Annotated in this window: 13 protein-coding genes and 1 pseudogene; 8 read left to right on the top strand and 6 right to left on the bottom strand. The window is 44.3% G+C overall.

Annotation, left to right across the window (positions count from 1 at the left end):
- Positions 1–761, top strand: a pseudogene (locus tag IM753_RS11560) (hypothetical protein); the annotation flags it as partial.
- A gap of 32 nt (positions 762–793) precedes the next feature.
- Here the strand turns inward: IM753_RS11560 and can are convergent.
- The gene (can, locus tag IM753_RS11555) at positions 794–1,471 is read right to left on the bottom strand and encodes a carbonate dehydratase (RefSeq protein ID WP_253842409.1); all 678 of its coding nucleotides are present in this window, start codon (positions 1,469–1,471) and stop codon (positions 794–796) included.
- Positions 1,472–1,621: 150 nt separating this feature from the next.
- Here can and IM753_RS11550 point away from each other — a divergent pair, with 150 nt between their 5' ends.
- Positions 1,622–2,461, top strand: coding sequence for a Crp/Fnr family transcriptional regulator (locus tag IM753_RS11550; RefSeq protein WP_194109337.1), 840 nt, complete (start codon positions 1,622–1,624; stop codon positions 2,459–2,461).
- A gap of 2 nt (positions 2,462–2,463) precedes the next feature.
- Here IM753_RS11550 and narL read toward each other — a convergent pair whose 3' ends face one another.
- Together narL and IM753_RS11540 are read right to left on the bottom strand one after the other, a co-directional pair.
- Positions 2,464–3,123 carry a two-component system response regulator NarL gene (gene narL, locus IM753_RS11545; RefSeq protein WP_194109336.1) on the bottom strand — a complete coding sequence of 220 codons (660 nt, stop codon included), beginning with the start codon at positions 3,121–3,123 and terminating at the stop codon, positions 2,464–2,466.
- Between the two features lie 117 nt (positions 3,124–3,240).
- Positions 3,241–5,235, bottom strand: coding sequence for a type IV pili methyl-accepting chemotaxis transducer N-terminal domain-containing protein (locus tag IM753_RS11540; protein ID WP_227713151.1), 1,995 nt, complete (start codon positions 5,233–5,235; stop codon positions 3,241–3,243).
- 374 nt (positions 5,236–5,609) lie between these two features.
- On the opposite strand from IM753_RS11540, the gene IM753_RS11535 reads away from it, so the two are divergent.
- Together IM753_RS11535 and IM753_RS11530 are read left to right on the top strand one after the other, a co-directional pair.
- Positions 5,610–6,866 carry a nitrate/nitrite transporter gene (locus IM753_RS11535; protein WP_194109334.1) on the top strand — a complete coding sequence of 419 codons (1,257 nt, stop codon included), beginning with the start codon at positions 5,610–5,612 and terminating at the stop codon, positions 6,864–6,866.
- A 252-nt stretch (positions 6,867–7,118) separates the two neighbouring features.
- Positions 7,119–7,787 carry a glutathione S-transferase gene (locus IM753_RS11530; RefSeq protein ID WP_194109333.1) on the top strand — a complete coding sequence of 223 codons (669 nt, stop codon included), beginning with the start codon at positions 7,119–7,121 and terminating at the stop codon, positions 7,785–7,787.
- A gap of 15 nt (positions 7,788–7,802) precedes the next feature.
- On the opposite strand, the gene IM753_RS11525 is transcribed toward IM753_RS11530, so the two are convergent.
- Entirely contained in the window at positions 7,803–8,783 is a 981-nt protein-coding gene (locus tag IM753_RS11525) for an NAD(+) kinase (protein WP_194109332.1), read from the bottom strand.
- Positions 8,784–9,028: 245 nt separating this feature from the next.
- Here IM753_RS11525 and IM753_RS11520 point away from each other — a divergent pair, with 245 nt between their 5' ends.
- From IM753_RS11520 to IM753_RS11510, 3 genes are all read left to right on the top strand, one after another.
- Complete coding sequence (locus IM753_RS11520; protein ID WP_194109331.1) at positions 9,029–9,751, top strand: Bax inhibitor-1/YccA family protein; 723 nt, start codon at positions 9,029–9,031, stop codon at positions 9,749–9,751.
- 162 nt (positions 9,752–9,913) lie between these two features.
- Positions 9,914–11,665 carry a phospholipase D family protein gene (locus tag IM753_RS11515; RefSeq protein WP_227713150.1) on the top strand — a complete coding sequence of 584 codons (1,752 nt, stop codon included), beginning with the start codon at positions 9,914–9,916 and terminating at the stop codon, positions 11,663–11,665.
- Positions 11,666–11,822: 157 nt separating this feature from the next.
- Positions 11,823–13,208: an MFS transporter gene (locus IM753_RS11510; RefSeq protein WP_194109329.1), complete on the top strand. Its 1,386-nt coding sequence runs from the start codon at positions 11,823–11,825 to the stop codon at positions 13,206–13,208.
- A gap of 32 nt (positions 13,209–13,240) precedes the next feature.
- Here IM753_RS11510 and IM753_RS11505 read toward each other — a convergent pair whose 3' ends face one another.
- Both IM753_RS11505 and IM753_RS11500 read right to left on the bottom strand, forming a co-directional pair.
- Positions 13,241–14,092 carry a LysR family transcriptional regulator gene (locus IM753_RS11505; RefSeq protein WP_065256519.1) on the bottom strand — a complete coding sequence of 284 codons (852 nt, stop codon included), beginning with the start codon at positions 14,090–14,092 and terminating at the stop codon, positions 13,241–13,243.
- Positions 14,089–15,303, bottom strand: coding sequence for an ATP-binding protein (locus IM753_RS11500; protein WP_065256518.1), 1,215 nt, complete (start codon positions 15,301–15,303; stop codon positions 14,089–14,091). The genes IM753_RS11505 and IM753_RS11500 overlap by 4 nt, the downstream gene beginning before the upstream one ends.
- A 226-nt stretch (positions 15,304–15,529) precedes the next feature.
- On the opposite strand from IM753_RS11500, the gene IM753_RS11495 reads away from it, so the two are divergent.
- Complete coding sequence (locus IM753_RS11495; protein WP_194109338.1) at positions 15,530–16,468, top strand: nitronate monooxygenase; 939 nt, start codon at positions 15,530–15,532, stop codon at positions 16,466–16,468.
- Positions 16,469–16,505 lie beyond the last annotated feature (37 nt).

Genomic DNA, 16,505 nt, shown 5'->3' with positions numbered 1-16,505 from the left:
TAAATAATGAAAGTTTAAATAATGAAAGTTTAAATAATGAAAGTTTAAATAATGAAAGTTTGGCGATTTCACAAAATACAGAAATTGTAGAAAATTATCATCAAGAAATTGGTAATCAAGAAATTGGTAATCAAGAAATTGGTAATCAAGAAATTGGTAATCAAGAAATTGGTAATCAAGAAATTGGTAATCAAGAAATTGGTAATCAAGAAATTGGTAATCAAGAAATTGGTCAAGAGGTAAACAATTCTCAATCAATCAGCGACATCAAACCGTCAGGGCAGATAACCAAAGAGCAGTTAAAAAATGAACTCATGCCACAGCAGGTAGCGTTGGCAGGCGAGTGGACACCAGAAAAATGGGATTATTGGGTGGCGATGGCACGCCGTGAGCATAAGCTTGATGCCGATGAATTGGCGATGGTGAGTCATGCGATGATGGTGGGGCAGATAGATGGCGAGAGTCAGCTGTATGTGCCTGAGCATAACAAGCAGATTTTTTCAAGTTTTAAGAGCTTTGCCAAAAAATTTGGTCAAGATTTTGCAAACGGTCGCTTGCGTGATGAGACACCACTGCTGTCCCAAAGCGAATTTGCTCATCTTGCCACGCCTGTACAAAAACAAAAACAGCGAGATGAGCGGGTATTAGTCATCGCCAGCAATCAGCTGTTAAACAGCCCTGTCTTACAAAGCCTGTATCGGGATAACTTTATCAATGATGACAATGCCATCACGTCGGTGCGACTGACGTTGAATGAGTAATTAAACGAGTGGTTAAATAAGTAGAGCGGGTGCTACACTTCATACACAAAAGCGTCTTTTAGCTGACTAAAATCATTCACACTTACCTGTAGGTCATGAATCAAGCCATCTTTTAACCCATAAATCCAGCCGTGTACGGACAACTTTTGCCCCCTGTGCCATGCGTTTTGGACGATGGTGGTGTGGCAAACATTGGTTACCTGACGCTTGACGTTAAGCTGACATAAAAGGTCAATTTGCTCATCAATGTCTAAATTGTTAAATTTATCCAAATGCTGATAATAAATGCCTTTTAAGGAGCGTAACCAGTTATCAATCAGCCCAAATTCTTGGTGTGATAGGGCAGCACGCACCCCACCACAGCCATAATGACCACAAACAATGATGTGTTCAACCTTTAACATGTCCACAGCGTATTGTAAAGCAGACAATAAATTCATATCAGTAGCGACGACCATGTTCGCCACATTGCGATGAACGAACAGCTCCCCTGGCATGAGTCCAACCACTTCATTGGCAGGAACACGACTGTCAGAGCAACCAATCCAAAAATAGTTAGGGGACTGCTGGCGGGCAAGGCTTGGAAAATAGTCAGGATTGCGAGCGGATAAACTTTGAGCCCAAAAACGGTTGGATGTCAATAAGTCGGACAACATGTCATGCTCCAAAGGTGTGAATAAGTTTGATATGCCATAAAATAGCACATTCATCAAGCATTGCCATACCAATAACCGCCAAAAGTCAGTAACCAAATACTAGCCAAAAGGGGTAGGTGATGGGTTTTATCTGTGCTTTTGGGGAATATGGATGGCACATACAGCACAGTATTATGGCATCATTTATTTTGTATGGCTAAGAAGATGATAAAATCTGCTGAACACACCAAAAAAGCCTACCTTGATACCTTACGGACTCATCCTTTATTTGCTCTTTTGCCCCAATCTGTTGCAGGAGAGATAGTCAAAGATGAGTTACTTGATCAGGTTGTCATTCATGAATACGCCAAGAGTGAGCTGATTTTTATTCAGCACAGCGTGGTTGAGAATTTGTATTTTTTGCTAGATGGGCAGGTGATGTGTTATCGTGAACTGCCGAGCGGGCAGGCATGCTTGATTGCCAGCTATCATGAGATGGGGCTGATTAACGAGAGCGTGCTGTGGGGCTTGGAGCGAGATGATTATCCTAACTTTGGCACGGGCATTCATCAGGTCGGACAGATGGATGATGTGGGTGGACAAGCCCCCAGTAAAGCCAATATCGCCACACGCCATTCTAAACTGCTCATCAAAGAGCGTGGCATTCATCAGCTGACCGCCACCGCCAAATGCCCCACCGTTGTGGCAACTTTGCCTGTGCAGGCTTATTTTGAGAGTATTGCTGATTTTGATTTGGGCAATCTTATCATGTGGTTTTGCAACACCATAAGTAAACGTATGTACTATCATCTCATCAGTAGCGACCTGCTTGCTTTTGTCCAAGCCAAATCCAAACTCAGCTATTACTTTTTGACACATTATCCTGTGGGTGTGCCGTTTGAGTTGCCATTTAGCCAAAAACAGTTGGCAGGGCAAATTGGACTGCGTCCTGAGACACTCTCTCGCACGCTAAAAGAGCTGATTGATGCAGGGCTTATCAGTAAACGCAAATCACAATACTGTCTGATGGATGCTGAGAGATTGCTTGCGTTGGTTAGTGACTAGGATTATTTGTCCAAATTTTCTACCGCCCACACAGCAGCTTCCACACGAGTGCGTAAGCTGATTTTCGCCAAAATGTGCTTGACATGCACTTTAACAGTAGATTCAGCAATGCCCAATTTGTTACCTATCATTTTGTTACTCATGCCATCTCGTATCATATAGAGCACCTGTAATTCACGCTCGGTCAAATCAGGGTTGCTCTCAGGTTGGACAGGCTTTCGTATGGCGGCCGCCAAAATGGGTGCAAGAGCAGGACTAATAACAAGCTCCCCACGCAGGATGCGACGAATGTTACCAACAATCTCATCGGATTCCATGTCCTTTAACAGATAACCGTCCACACCCAACGCTAGGGCATCTTGAACGTCTTTGATGTTGTCAGAGACAGTAAACAACAGTACCTTGCCTTCAATCTGACGTTCTCGGATGGCTTTTAGGGTTTCAATTCCATTCATCACTGGCATGTTATAGTCAAGGACAATCAAATCCACACTCGTCTCTTGTAAAAAGTTGAGTGCTTCAACACCATGGTTGGCCTCGCCTGCTACGTGAATGTCCATTTCTAAGGATAACAAGTCCGCCATGCCACGCCGTAACATGGGATGGTCATCAACAAGTAATAGGCGGGCGGGGCTTGTGGCAGTATAGATTTTTTGGTTCATGATGATGTCTTTGGTTGGGTGAGGGTTAAAATTGTTAAAATTGTTAAAGTTAAATCAGTTAATTTAAAAATTGTCCAAATAAATTTGGCAAATTGTTCTATTATACTTCATCTGCCATCAAGATGTCTGACCAAATTCATCATTGAGTTCACAGGTGAGTTCATAAGTGGCGGTGCTGATTTGTTCGGCTGTCCATTCTTTGAGTTTGGGTTTGGGACGTGGGCTTTTGAGTTTTTTTAAGAAAAATTGGGGCAAAAAGCGAACAAACACTTCGGTGCCTGTGGGACGAATCGGCTCAGTGCTAATCGTACCGCCTAAGTTCAACGCCCGCTCGCCCATGGTGCTAAGCCCATAATGTTCAGGTTTTTGCTTGTCACTTTGGCGAATACCAATGCCATCATCACTGATACGCAAGATGACTTCATAACTGATGCTGTCTTGGTAGAGCGTGATATTGACGTTCTTGGCGTGGGCGTGCTTGTGGACGTTGGACAGGGCCTCTCGGGTGATTTGCAACAAATCCACCTGCTCGGACGCAGATAGGTTTAGGGTCAGTACTTGGTTGTCAAAGTTAATGTTAAATCCGCCTTTGGCTTCAAACTCTTCAACCGTCATTTTTAAGGCGTCATTAAAATCACCCCCATCCACTTTTAGGCGGAAGGTGTTTAACAAATCCCGAAGCTGGGCATAGGCGTGGCTGGTGCCGTCATTTAGGTCGGTGCGGACTTTGTCTTGTTTTTGATGGATTTTTAGTAAAGTCTCTTTGTTTTGTAGGTTTGGCTCATCAGCAAGCAGTTTTTTCTCTTGTTCGCCTAGGGTTTTTAGCATGGCGGACTGGATTTTTAGGTGCGACAACGTCTGGGCGATGGAGTCGTGCAATTCACGGGCAAAGGTGTTACGCTCTTCGGACAGCAGCAGCTCTTCGGCTTGTTTTTGGCGTTGGTTTGACATAAAGGTCAAGGCGATGAGCTGTGCCAAAATGCCGAGCAGGTCTTGCTCGGACAAACCGTTATCGTCGCTGATGTTAAGTAAGGCAATGCGGTTTTTTGCCACAGGGCTGACAGGCTCACGCACCAGTAGCTCACCCCAGTTGGTATCGGTGCTTTTGATGGGGATGATACGGGTGTGCGTGTCGGTTTTTAGGTCGCAATGCTCGCAGTCGTCAGGCGTACAAAAGTCATGGTGTTTACGCTCCGACAGACTCATGATGACGTTATTTTCAAAATTTTGCCCATGAATGCACAGTGACAGCTCTGTGTTGGGTAGTAGGTGAGCGAAATTTTGAATGAGTTCATGAAGCTCTTCGGTGTTAAGATGGTGTGTGGTGGCGATTTTTTCGGCAAAGTGATACAGGCTGTATAGAGCCTTGTTGCTTTGGGTGAGATGGTGGGTTTTGCGTTTGACTTCGGTTTCAAGCTCGGCTTGGTGGTTTTTGATGAGCGTCAGCATGGCAAAAAACGCGTCCGACAGCTCGTTTAGCTCTTGATAGCCTTTGATGTCCATCTTGCCCGCTTGCATGTCTAGCGATTTGCCCTGCCTAAAATGACGAGCGGTGGCAGTTAGATTTTTTAAGGGGGTTAAAGCATTGCGGTGTAGCTCCCACATGCCGACCAACATCACAAAGGTGATGAGTAGTAGCGAGATGATTTGGACGTGTTGTTGGTGTTCTTGGCGGTACTCGTTGCGTTTGCCGATGGCGTCCACCAGATGATTGACATCATCCAAAAACACCAAAGAATGCTCATAAAATGCCGTGCTGTCATTGTGCTGTAGGCTGGGCAGTAAGGTGTGTTCCCAGTCATGGCGGATTTTGGTAAGTGCCTTATCAATGTCGCCATGTTTGTTGCTGTTCTTGGCTTGGTATAGGCTTAGTTTGTCAAGACGGGCGGTCATATCATCCGCCAAGATGGGGTTTGGCGTGTGGGATGAATGGGGGTTTGCCGACAGTGCCAATTCGTGATTGATACGGTAGGTTGCCATGCGAATGGAGCCTGCGTCATTGATGGCTTGTGCGTCTTTTTCGGCGGTACTGACAAGATAAAAACTGTATGTAGAAACGCTTAGAATTGTCAAAAAAATAAACGCCACTGCCACACTTGCACGCCTTGTCATGGAATGCCCGACTGTGGTTGGACTGATTTGGTGTGTGAATTTTTTTAACAAGGCAAACAGCACAAACCATACTCCCAAAAATTTTGTCAATAAAAAATAAGTGCATCATGTCAGCAAAGCGGTGGTGTATTTCATTTGTAAGTCATTGAAAAATAGGTATTTTATCAGTGTCAATACCAAATTTTATCATACTACCAAAGAAGTATTGGACTATTATATAGAAAACTTATTGATAAAAACTTGATTGTAATCAATTATTTTTTGAGAAAGTTTGATTATCATGACAGTAACAAATTTTAACACACTGGCTGTGTGGCGTGTTATTTTACCACGACTGCCATGCCAAAGAAAACCCTAAAACATGGGGGGAGATTATGGCAACTCAAAAATCCAAACAACTGCTTGTACTAACTTCATCAACCATCGCATTTACCGTCTGCTTTATGATTTGGATGATGTTTGCGGTGCTTGGCATCCCAATCCAAAAAGCACTAGACTTATCTGAGACCCAATTTGGGCTACTTGCTGCCACACCTGTGCTGACAGGTTCTCTTGTTCGTCTGCCACTTGGCATGATGACGGATAAATATGGCGGAAAGGTTGTGCTTTTCGCTTTGATGATGGCATGTGTTGTGCCAATATTTTTGATGAGTTATGCCAATGCCTATTGGCAGTTTTTGGTGCTGGGTCTGTTTGCAGGGTTGGCAGGTGGCTCATTTTCGGTTGGGATTGCTTATGTCGCTAAGTGGTTTGAAGCAGACCGTCAAGGGTTTGCCATGGGTGTGTTTGGGGCAGGTAATGCAGGCTCGGCACTCACCAAAATGGTAGGCCCTGCCATCATCGCTTATGGCGGTTGGCAGTTTTTGCCAAAGGTGTATGCAGGGATTATGCTCATTACTGCCATTGGCTTTTGGTTCATGTCTTTTGATAATAAGGCTCACCGTTCGGCAAGTAATGTAAGTTTTGCCAGTCAATTGGCGGTGTTAAAAGACCCCAATGTGTGGCGTTATAGTCAGTATTATTCCATTGTCTTTGGTGGCTATGTTGCCCTTGCTTTGTGGATGACCAAATATTATGTTAATGAGTATGAATTTAGCCTACAAACAGCAGCATTTTTGGCGGCATGTTTTAGCTTGCCAGGGGGCGTACTGCGTGCACTTGGTGGTTGGCTGTCGGACAAATACTCAGCCCATACCGTAACTTGGTGGGTGTTGTGGGCGTCATTTTTGTGCTTATTTGTCTTGTCTTATCCACAAACAAGCCTTGTGGTGCAAACGGTGGACGGCGAGCGGGCATTTCACATCGGGCTAAACTCTACCGTCTTTACCATCTTGATTTTCTTATTGGGCATTGCCTTTGCCATCGGTAAAGCGTCCGTTTTCAAATACCTATCGGACGAATATAAAGATAACATGGGGGCAGTCTCTGGCGTGGTCGGTTTGGCAGGGGGCTTGGGCGGATTTATCCTACCCATCATGTTTGGGGCGGCGGTGGATATTACAGGTGTACGCTCATCGGCATTTATGATTATGTTTGGTGTGGTGTGGGTCAGCCTTGTGTGGATTTATATCTCGGAAGTCAAACCAAAAATGGAAGAAGGTCATCAGGCGATGTTAAAGATGAAAAAATAAATCATACAACATCGGCTAAAAGAAGCCATAAAATCAGGCGGTCTATGACGGGTCGCCTGATTTTTGTTTGTGTTTTGGGTAGGGGTTTGGTATGATGTGCCAATATAAAAATTGCCCTGATAAAACAACCAAGTAAGAAAAGTAGGCTTATCTGCGTTTTCATGATGGCACCAAAAATCACAGAATTTGGTATGATTAAAATCAGGGTAACATCACCACACCCAGCCCAATCATGCCCCAACAGGAAATCCCATGCTCACCCTTCATCATCTTAACCAGTCTCGCTCGTTTCGTATTTTGTGGCTGTTGTGCGAACTAAATGCCTTATATGGTACGCCTTTTCGTGTCATCAAACACAATCGCACCAAAAGCTACCTTGCCCCAAAAGAGCTGGCGGAGATTCACCCCATGGGCAAAGCCCCGATTTTGGTAGATGAAGCTCGTGGACGGACACTTGCCGAATCAGGGTTTATCATTGAATACCTGCTACGCCATTATGACACGGACGGCAAATTATCGCCCACTGATGAGACGTGGGAAGATTATGCGTTTTGGCTGCATTTTGCCGAAAGCTCGCTTATGCCCAACCTAGTCATGCGACTGGTGTTTGGCAAAATCGTGCAAAAGTCGCCATTTTTTATCCGCCCCATCATCAAAAGTGTGCAAAAGGGCGTTGAGAAGTCTTTTATCTCGCCCAATGTGGATAAGGCATTAGCCCTGCTTAACGAGCGTTTGGTAAATCGGCATTATCTGTCGGGGGCAGGGCAGGGGGTGTTTGGTGCTGTGGACATTCATCTGCATTTTGGCATTGCTCAGATGAAAAAATCGGGCGGACTGTCTGATAGATGGGTGCATGTCCATAACTGGTTGGCATACTGTGAATCTCGCCCCAGTTTTGAGATGGCACAAAGCTATGAGTGATAAACCATGTGCAGATTACTCATCCTTTAACGAAAACTCTTCGGTGTATAAGCTCCAATTAAGTTTGGTGCGACAGGCTTGATAAAAGTCCACGTCTAGGGGGTGCAGTAGGATTAGGGATTTGTCGTGCTTGGTGATGAGCAGAGTTTGGTCGTTGTCTAGTGGCACGCTCGCTTCGCCATCAGAGCTGACCATGGGCTGGGTGCGGTTGTCTTTGTGGATTTTTATGGTGATTTTGCTGGTGCCTGCGACCACGATGGGGCGACTAGACAGCGTGTGCGGGTGCATGGGAGCCAGACAAATGGCGTCTAGACTCGGATGAATGATGGGTCCCCCTGCCGAGAGCGAATAGGCGGTAGAGCCTGTCGGGGTTGCCACAATCAGTCCATCAGCGTGCTGACGATAGACATCAATATCATCAATTTGTAGTTTAAAATCAATGGTATGCACCGATTTTCCTGCGTGTAGCACCACATCATTTAGGGCGTAGCTTTCATGAAACACCTGTGTGTTGCCGTCATCATCTCGCCCGAGCACCTGCATTTTTAACAAAAAACGCTCATCGGTGTGATACTCGCCAGCGAAGACTTCTGATAACTCCGTCTCCAAGCGTTCAGGGTTAATGTCTGCCAAAAACCCCAGTCGCCCACGATTGACCCCTAGCACAGGCACACCCGTTCCCGCCAATACAGAGCCTGCTTGTAGGATAGAGCCGTCGCCACCGACCACCATCACCAAGTCACAATGCTCGCCCATGCGTCCGCGTGGCACGATTTTGATGGGGTTGTCGTCTCTATCAAAGTCAATATGTATGCCGTCAATACTGGCGGTGCTGGTATCAATGGTAATCTCCAACCCCCACTCTGACAGCAGGTTGATGAGTTCGTTGAGTGTCGTGGTAATGCTTTTTTTGCCGGCACGCCCCATGAGTCCAATGCGTTTAAAATGGCTCTTTTCAATATTAAAAGATATCGGTGAAATGGCGGTTTCGCTCATGATGGCAACAGTCCTGATATTATTATCTTTAAAAAATAAAAAGCATATGATAACCAAACTCCGCCCAGACTACAAGTAAAAACCCATAAAGCTTGTAAATGATACCAACATCCCCATTAATCAAAAAAATACCCATGTTGAGTTATCAAAATGGCAAAAATACTTGATTTTTAAAAGTAAATATAGTATAAAACGCTAAACTGTTTTAATTCTCAATTTATTCTTAATTTTACCTAAGGAAAATTATGGCAAACCCTATTGTTAGTCGTACCGAATTACTGGCAGGCGATGTGCCGATGACGGTCAATGGCGTGGTCAAAAAGACCGCTCTACTGCTTGCTATCTCTGCCACCACAGGTTTTGGACTGTTCTTTTTTGCTCTGATGAGTGGCATGTCATCAGGGGCGTTGATTGGGCTATTTTTTGTGGCAATGCTCGCCACCATGGGCATTGGCTTGACGACTGCCTTTAAGCCACACCTTGCCAAGGCATTGTCCGTGCCGTATGCCGCCCTAGAAGGGATTGTGATTGGCGTGGCAAGTGCTTTTGCCTTTTATAAAGCCCCAAGCGTGCCCCTGCTTGCTTTGTCAGCGACCTTTGTAACTGCGGCGGTCATGCTGACCTTGTACAGCACTCGCATCATCAAAGTGACCGAAAAATTCCGCTCGGTTGTCACATCAGCCGCCATTGCCATTTTTGTGGTGTATGCCATTCAGTGGATTATGAGATTGGTGTTTGGTAGCTCTATCCCGCACTTGTTTGATGGTGGTATGATTGCCATTGGTTTTAGTGTTTTTACCACACTTATTGCTTCTTTCTTTTTATTGCTTGATTTTAAAAACATCGAAGATGGTGTGATGTATGGCGTGAACAAAGAGTTTGAATGGGTGTATGGCATTGGTGTGTTGGCAACGCTGGTGTGGATGTACATTGAGTTCTTGCGTTTGATTGGTTATTTGCAAGAATAATTGCTTTACCAAAATAACAAAACGCTCTGATGTCAGGGCGTTTTTTGATGGGTGATTTAAAGGGGGTTTAATAAGCAATTTTAAACAAATGTTTGGCAAAGGTTCAATACGACCCAATTATTTGCTATAATTTGTCAATTTTGGTGAGCATGAGTGATGGCGATGACTTTTCGTATGTTGATGATGGTGTTTATAATGGGCGTGACTTTGACCGCCTGCCAGTCATTACCGCCTACCGCCCATTTACCAGACAGTATCCAACTGACCGAACGGGTGCATTTGGCACATGAAGCGTTGCTTGCCAAACGCATGAACAACCAAAGCGACCACAGCCAAGCCTATCTCAACCAGCGAGATGATGATAGGGCCACAGGTTTTTTGGGCAAAGAAATCAATCGGGCAGCAGATATCCCAGCCACGCAAGGCGAGCCGTCTTTGAGTACCATCATCGATGAGCAAACCGAATACCATCCCACGTTATCGGGATATTACCCCATCGCCACAGGGGCGAATGCGTTTGCGTCTCGCAGTATTCTCTCTGACATGGCAACCCACACCATCGATGTGCAGTACTATATCTGGCATGATGATGAAGCGGGGTTTTTGATGCTAAAAGATTTGTGGCAAGCGGCAGAGCGGGGTGTGCTTGTTCGCTTGCTTTTGGATGATTTTAATGGCAATCCTAGGCTTGATGAACAGCTTGCCTTGTTTGCCAAGCATCCCAACATCGCCGTGCGTGTGGTCAATCCCTTTACCTATCGCCGTTATAAGTTCATGAATTACCTAACGTCGCCTGTGCGTATTAACGTGCGTATGCATAACAAAAGCATGACTTTTGACAATCACATCAGCATCATTGGCGGGCGTAATATCGGTAACGAGTACCTAAATAATCATCAAAACAATCACTTTGCCGACCTAGACGTCCTACTCATCGGTGAAGTGGTTGGTGACATCACCAAAAGTTTTGATGAATATTGGCAATCACCCACCGCCTATGACATTGAGACCTTGGTATCAACAGACAAAGAGCGACCCCACCAGTCAGCGATGGCGGTGTTTAGCAAAGACAACGACGACGGCTTAAATGCCACCAAAAATGAGCGAGCCTTACGCACTTATCGCAGTGCCGTGGCAAGCAGTACCATTGGCGAAGATTTGCTGAGCAAAAATGTGCCGTTTCGCTGGGTTAATATGAAATTTTTGGCAGATGATGTGGCAAAGCTCAACACCAAAGCCAAAAACCAAAACCCAAAAGATGGTCATCTGGTCAGCAAACTTCGCCATGAACTCGGTCGTCCCAAAGAACGCCTAAGTATCATCTCATCGTATTTTGTCCCCACTAAGGATGGCGTGCATACGCTGACCACCCTTGCCAAAGATGGTGTGGACGTGAGCATACTGACCAACTCATTTGATGCCACCGATGTGGGGGCGGTGCATGCAGGCTATGGGCATTGGCGTCGGGAGTTGTTATCGGCAGGCGTGAAGATTTATGAGTTAAAGTCCACCGCCAAAAGCACAAGCGAAGATGAGAACAAGCTGTGGCGTACCAAACGCATGACCACCACCAGTTTGCATGCCAAAGCCTTTGCTGTGGATGATCATAAAGTATTCATCGGCTCATATAACATTGACCCACGTTCGGCGAACATCAACACCGAGCTTGGTGTGATGATTTATGATGAAGAGCTGGCGTATCAGCTTCATAACGCCCTAAACAATGCCGGCGACCAAGAAAACTTGACGATTTTAAATCAAGTATATGAAGTGCGTTTAGTGGATGGGCGATTGCAGTGGCGAACCTTAGAGCGGGGACAGGAAGTGATTTTTGATAAAGAGCCACACATGAACACTCCTGAGAGTATCGGCGTGTCATTCATGAGCTGGTTGCCGATAGATTGGCTTTTATAATGGATTGATTTTTGTCATGTTATAAACCCACAATTTTTTATTGATTTTTAGTTAAGTATCCATGTGTTTTATTAATCTTGGTAATAAATAATGGAAATTGTTGCTATTTTAATCAATTTTTAGTACATTATACAAAAATAATACACAAATATTTACAATGCCACAAGCTACCTTATCTTCTCATCATATCCGCCTGATTGCCACGGTCGCTTCGGTGACCATGTTGGCATTTTTTGATTATGCCTTGGTGTTTTATCTCAAAGAGGTGATTGCTGACAATTTCTTTGGTGGGCGTGAAGTGATGTGGTTGTATTCGATGCAGGCGGTAGGGCTATTTTTGGGGGCGTATATCGCTCACCCCATTGGTGGGTTTTTACTCGGGCAGTATGGCGACATGAATGGCAGGCGTGCGGTGCTGTTTTTAAGCTTGTTTGGGCTGACGGTGTTTACGCTGATTCTTGCTTTCTTGCCAACTTATCAGCATTTGGGAGTGCTGGCTTCGATTTTGTTCATACTGGCTCGCTTTGGGCAGGGGCTGGCTTATGGCGGTCAGATTCCATCTGCGTTAGTGCTGATTACTGAACAGCTACCCATGCGTCATGTGGGCTTTGGTTGTGGTATTGTGGTGGCAGGAGCCTTGGCCGGATTGCTATTTATTAAGTTTTTGGTTGCTTACTTGGTGGGTAGTTTAAGTTATACTGACATGCTAAGCTATGGTTGGCGGATACCGTTTTTGGTGGGTGGGGTTTTATCGGCAGGATTGCTACTGTCCTTAAAGCTACTTAAAGAAACGCCCATTTCTACCCAAACCAAAGACCGTCATGACACCGAAGAACATACGCTCAGTGCCATGAGTTTTGATGGATTGACCAAAACTCAAATCCAAGATTTGGCAAATACCAACATTTTTAATGAAGACAAGCAGGTCGCCCAAAAGCACTCTTTTTTGCAAATCATCACCAAAAATCGCTTGTCCAGTCTCATCCCTGCCATATTGGTATCATGGATTGTTTTAAGCGTGTTTATCGTTATTGCCATGATAATGCCTGAGCTGTTAAACATTAATTTTAGCATTTCAGAGAGTAATCTGATTTTTGGGTCGGGTATTGCCACGTTATTTATGATGATTGGCTGTGTGTTTTATGGCTATTTGGCAGACAGGATGAATATCGGCAAAGTCATGATTTTTGGGGGGATTTTGCTAATTGTAAATACCTCACTATTTTTTGCTCAGCTTAGATATGGTGGCGAGTTGATATTATTGTGGTCGGCACTGCTTGGCTTTTCGGGGGGTATGATTGCCACGCTTCCTGCGGTCTTGGTGCGACTGTTCCCCAGTAAAATCCGCCTAACCAGCATTGCCTTGACCTATAACGTCACTTATGCATTGGTGGCAGGTGGTGTGCCATCACTACTGGCGTTTGCTACTTTTCATCTGCCCCTTGCTCCTGCCTTGTATCTGTTGTGGGTGGGACTTGTCACGATATTTTTAAGTTTTTACATCTACTATCTGCCTAGAAGTGAGCGAGACATCGCCAGATAATCATGTGCTAATCATGTGCTAATCATGTGGCTTTATCCATGACAAACCACAAACGCCCGCACAATGCTGGACGGATAACGGTGGGAAGCGTAGAGCATGGACACATCATAGCTTGGCAACACGACATTTGGCAAGACTTCTGTTAGCCCACAATCCCTAATCAGCCTATCTGCCGTATAGTCGGCAAGCTGACATACCGCCCGCCCATTTATCGCCATAAACTCCACCGCTGAGCTTTCATTACTGGCAAACATATAAGGTAAATGGTAGGTTTGTTTGTCAATTTTAAAAGACAAAACCGTCTCACCATTTCTTGCCCAACCTGCCAAAGGAAAATTTGCCAAATCTTGTACCGTTTGGGGTGTGCCATATCGGGCAAGTAAGTCGGGGCGAGCCACCCATTTTGAGCAGACGGACAGCACTTTTTTGGCGATAAACTGCTCGCCATGCAACTCCCCCATGCGAAACGCCACGTCAATGCCGTCTGCGGTCATATCCAATACTCGGTCGGTCATGGTGCAATGGATTTGGATATGGGGAAACTGTGCTTGAAACTCGCCCACCCACGCCAAAATCGGCTCGCACGCAGGCACGGCAGAGATGCGTAACACGCCTTTTAGATTGCCTTGTTCTTCAAACAACACCTGTTCGGCATTCACAAGATTACCCATGGCAAGATGAGTTTGTTCATACAGGCGTTGCCCTGCCATGGTGGGCTTAACCCCTGATTTAAAGCGGTCAAATAATTGAATGTTTAAAGATTTTTCAAGCTCGCTAATCTGACGGCTAATGGTGGCAATCGGCACACCAAGTCGCTCGGACGTTTTGGATAAACTGCCGTCTTGGCAGACGCTGATAAATAGGCGTAGGGCGTTTAGGTTCATGGGGTTTCTCCCAAAATCTCTGTAATAAATTCAATAAAATTCAAGCACTTAATACCATTTATGCTGTTGCCGTCAAATTCATCAAGCGTTACCACATATTTGGGATAATTGTCGGCAATCTTTAATAAATTACCAAATTCTCGTTCGGCAGTTTTGTCGCTATCAATCATCAAAGCCACTTGCACATAAATGCGTTCGCCATTTTTATCCGCCACAAAATCAATCTCTTGGTTATTTAATCCGCCAATTTTAATGTCAAATCCTGCGATTTTTAAATGATGAAACACCATATTTTCCAAGATTTTGGCACGGTCAGAAATGCGATAGCCAATCAGGGCATTTCTGATTCCCAAATCTTCAAAATAATACTTTTCACCAATTTCAAAAATGCGTTTTCCTTCAATATCATAACGGTTTACTTTATGAATCAAAAAGGCATTACTTAGATATTCGGCATAGTTTTGTACTTGAATGTTGGATATATTAATTTTTTGTGATTTTAAAAAATCGCTGATTTTTTTGGCAGAAAACAAATTACCGATATTATCTGCCAAAAATTGCGTTAATTGCTCCAAAAACAAGCCATTGCGAATGTTGTAGCGATTAACAATATCACGCACAACAATGGTGGAATAAATGTTTTTCAAATATTCAAAAATAACATCATCTTGCAAAGGCAATTCTTTTAAAAATGGCAACCCACCATATTTAAAATACAAATTCAAAGATTTGGGATTGTTGTCTAATTGCATGAATTCCAAAAATTCAAAATAAGACAAGGCATAAACTTGAATTTCTATTGCCCGTCCGCTCAATGTGCCTGCAATATCGGTTGATAATAATTGGGCATTTGACCCTGTGCAATACAAATCCAAATCATCATCTAATAATAATGAACGAAGTGCCTGTTCAAAATTGGTAATCTCTTGAATTTCATCAATAAAAATATGATTTTTGACCCCTGCTTTTTTATTGGCAAGGACAAAATCCGCCAAATCTTGGGCGGTTTTGATGTGGCTAAATTGTAAATCTTCTTTATTGATATAAATGATGTGGGCAGTGCTGTCCGATTGTTTGATTTTTTCAATAAGCTGAAATAATAGATAACTTTTGCCAACACGGCGTTGCCCTGTGATGACCTTGATGAGTTTTTTGCCCATAAAGGGCATGATTTTGTCCAAATATTGCTTGCGAAAAATAAGGTTTTGCATATTTTTTAATCAATTTATTAAAAGTATAGTAAAAATTATAGCATAATTTTAAAAAAGTTTATATCATACTTAAAACTTTTCTAAAAAATAGCACTTATTAAAAGCATAAAAAATCACCTTTCCAAATATAAAAACCAACTTCCCAAAAACAGCCATTCCCAACCAAAATTAAAACCTTTACAATACCCTCACATTTACCAAACAGAGAACAATCATGTAAAACCGTATCACTCAAATCCTAAACATCAAACACCCCATCGTTCAAGCCCCGATGAGCTGGCTGACGGACGCTCATCTGGTGGCAAGCGTTGCCGAAGCAGGCGGACTCGGGTTTTTGGCACCGCACGCAGGGCAAACGACCGACCCCACGTCCAACGAAGAAGTGCTTGACCGTATGCGTAACGAGATTCGTAAAGTCAAAGCCTTGACCGATAAACCGTTTGGCGTGCCGTTTATCGTGTCTTATAATTTTGCCTTGATTCCGCTGATGGTGGATTTGTTCATCGAAGAGCGTGTGCCTGTGGTGCTGGATAATGGCTTGCTTGACCCTCAAATTTATGCCAAATTCAAACAAGCGGGTATCAAAATCATCTGCCGTCTGCCCAACCCCAACCTAGCGGACGCCCTAAAAGCCCAAGAACTTGGGGCGGATATTTTGGTACTGACGGGCTTTGATGAAGGCGGCACCTTGCCGATGAAAGAGATTGGTAGCTTTAATGTGTTGGCAGAATTTGTCGGTAAAGTGGATTTGCCAATCATGCTCGCTGGCGGTATCGCTGACAAAAAATCGGTGCAAGTCGCCCAAACGCTTGGAGCAGAAGGCGTGTGGGTTGGCACGGCATTTATCGCCACCAAAGAATGCCGAGCGAGTGAAAAAGTCAAACAGTGGATTGTGGATTCTACCGCCAACGATTTGCTACTGTTCCGCACCGAGCCGTATTATTACCGTTCATTGCCAACCGAGCTTGCCAAACAATGCTTTCAAATGAGTGAAAGTGGAGCGAGCCGAGCCGACATCGCCAAAGTGATGAATGCCGGAACGGGTATGCGTTTGGGAATGCTAGAAGGCGATTTTGACAATGGCTATGTGTCGGTGGGCAATGGGATTTCTGCCATTGACCGTATCAAAAGCGTACAAGAATTGATTGATGAGTTGATGAATTAGTGCAAAATAGGGTGGTAGTCTAAAAAGTATGTTAAAT

The sequence above is a fragment of the Moraxella sp. K127 genome, from assembly GCF_015223095.1.
GTDB lineage: Bacteria > Pseudomonadota > Gammaproteobacteria > Pseudomonadales > Moraxellaceae > Moraxella.
The sequence above is the reverse complement of the archived record's forward strand: the minus strand, read 5'-3'. Positions and strand labels throughout refer to the sequence as shown.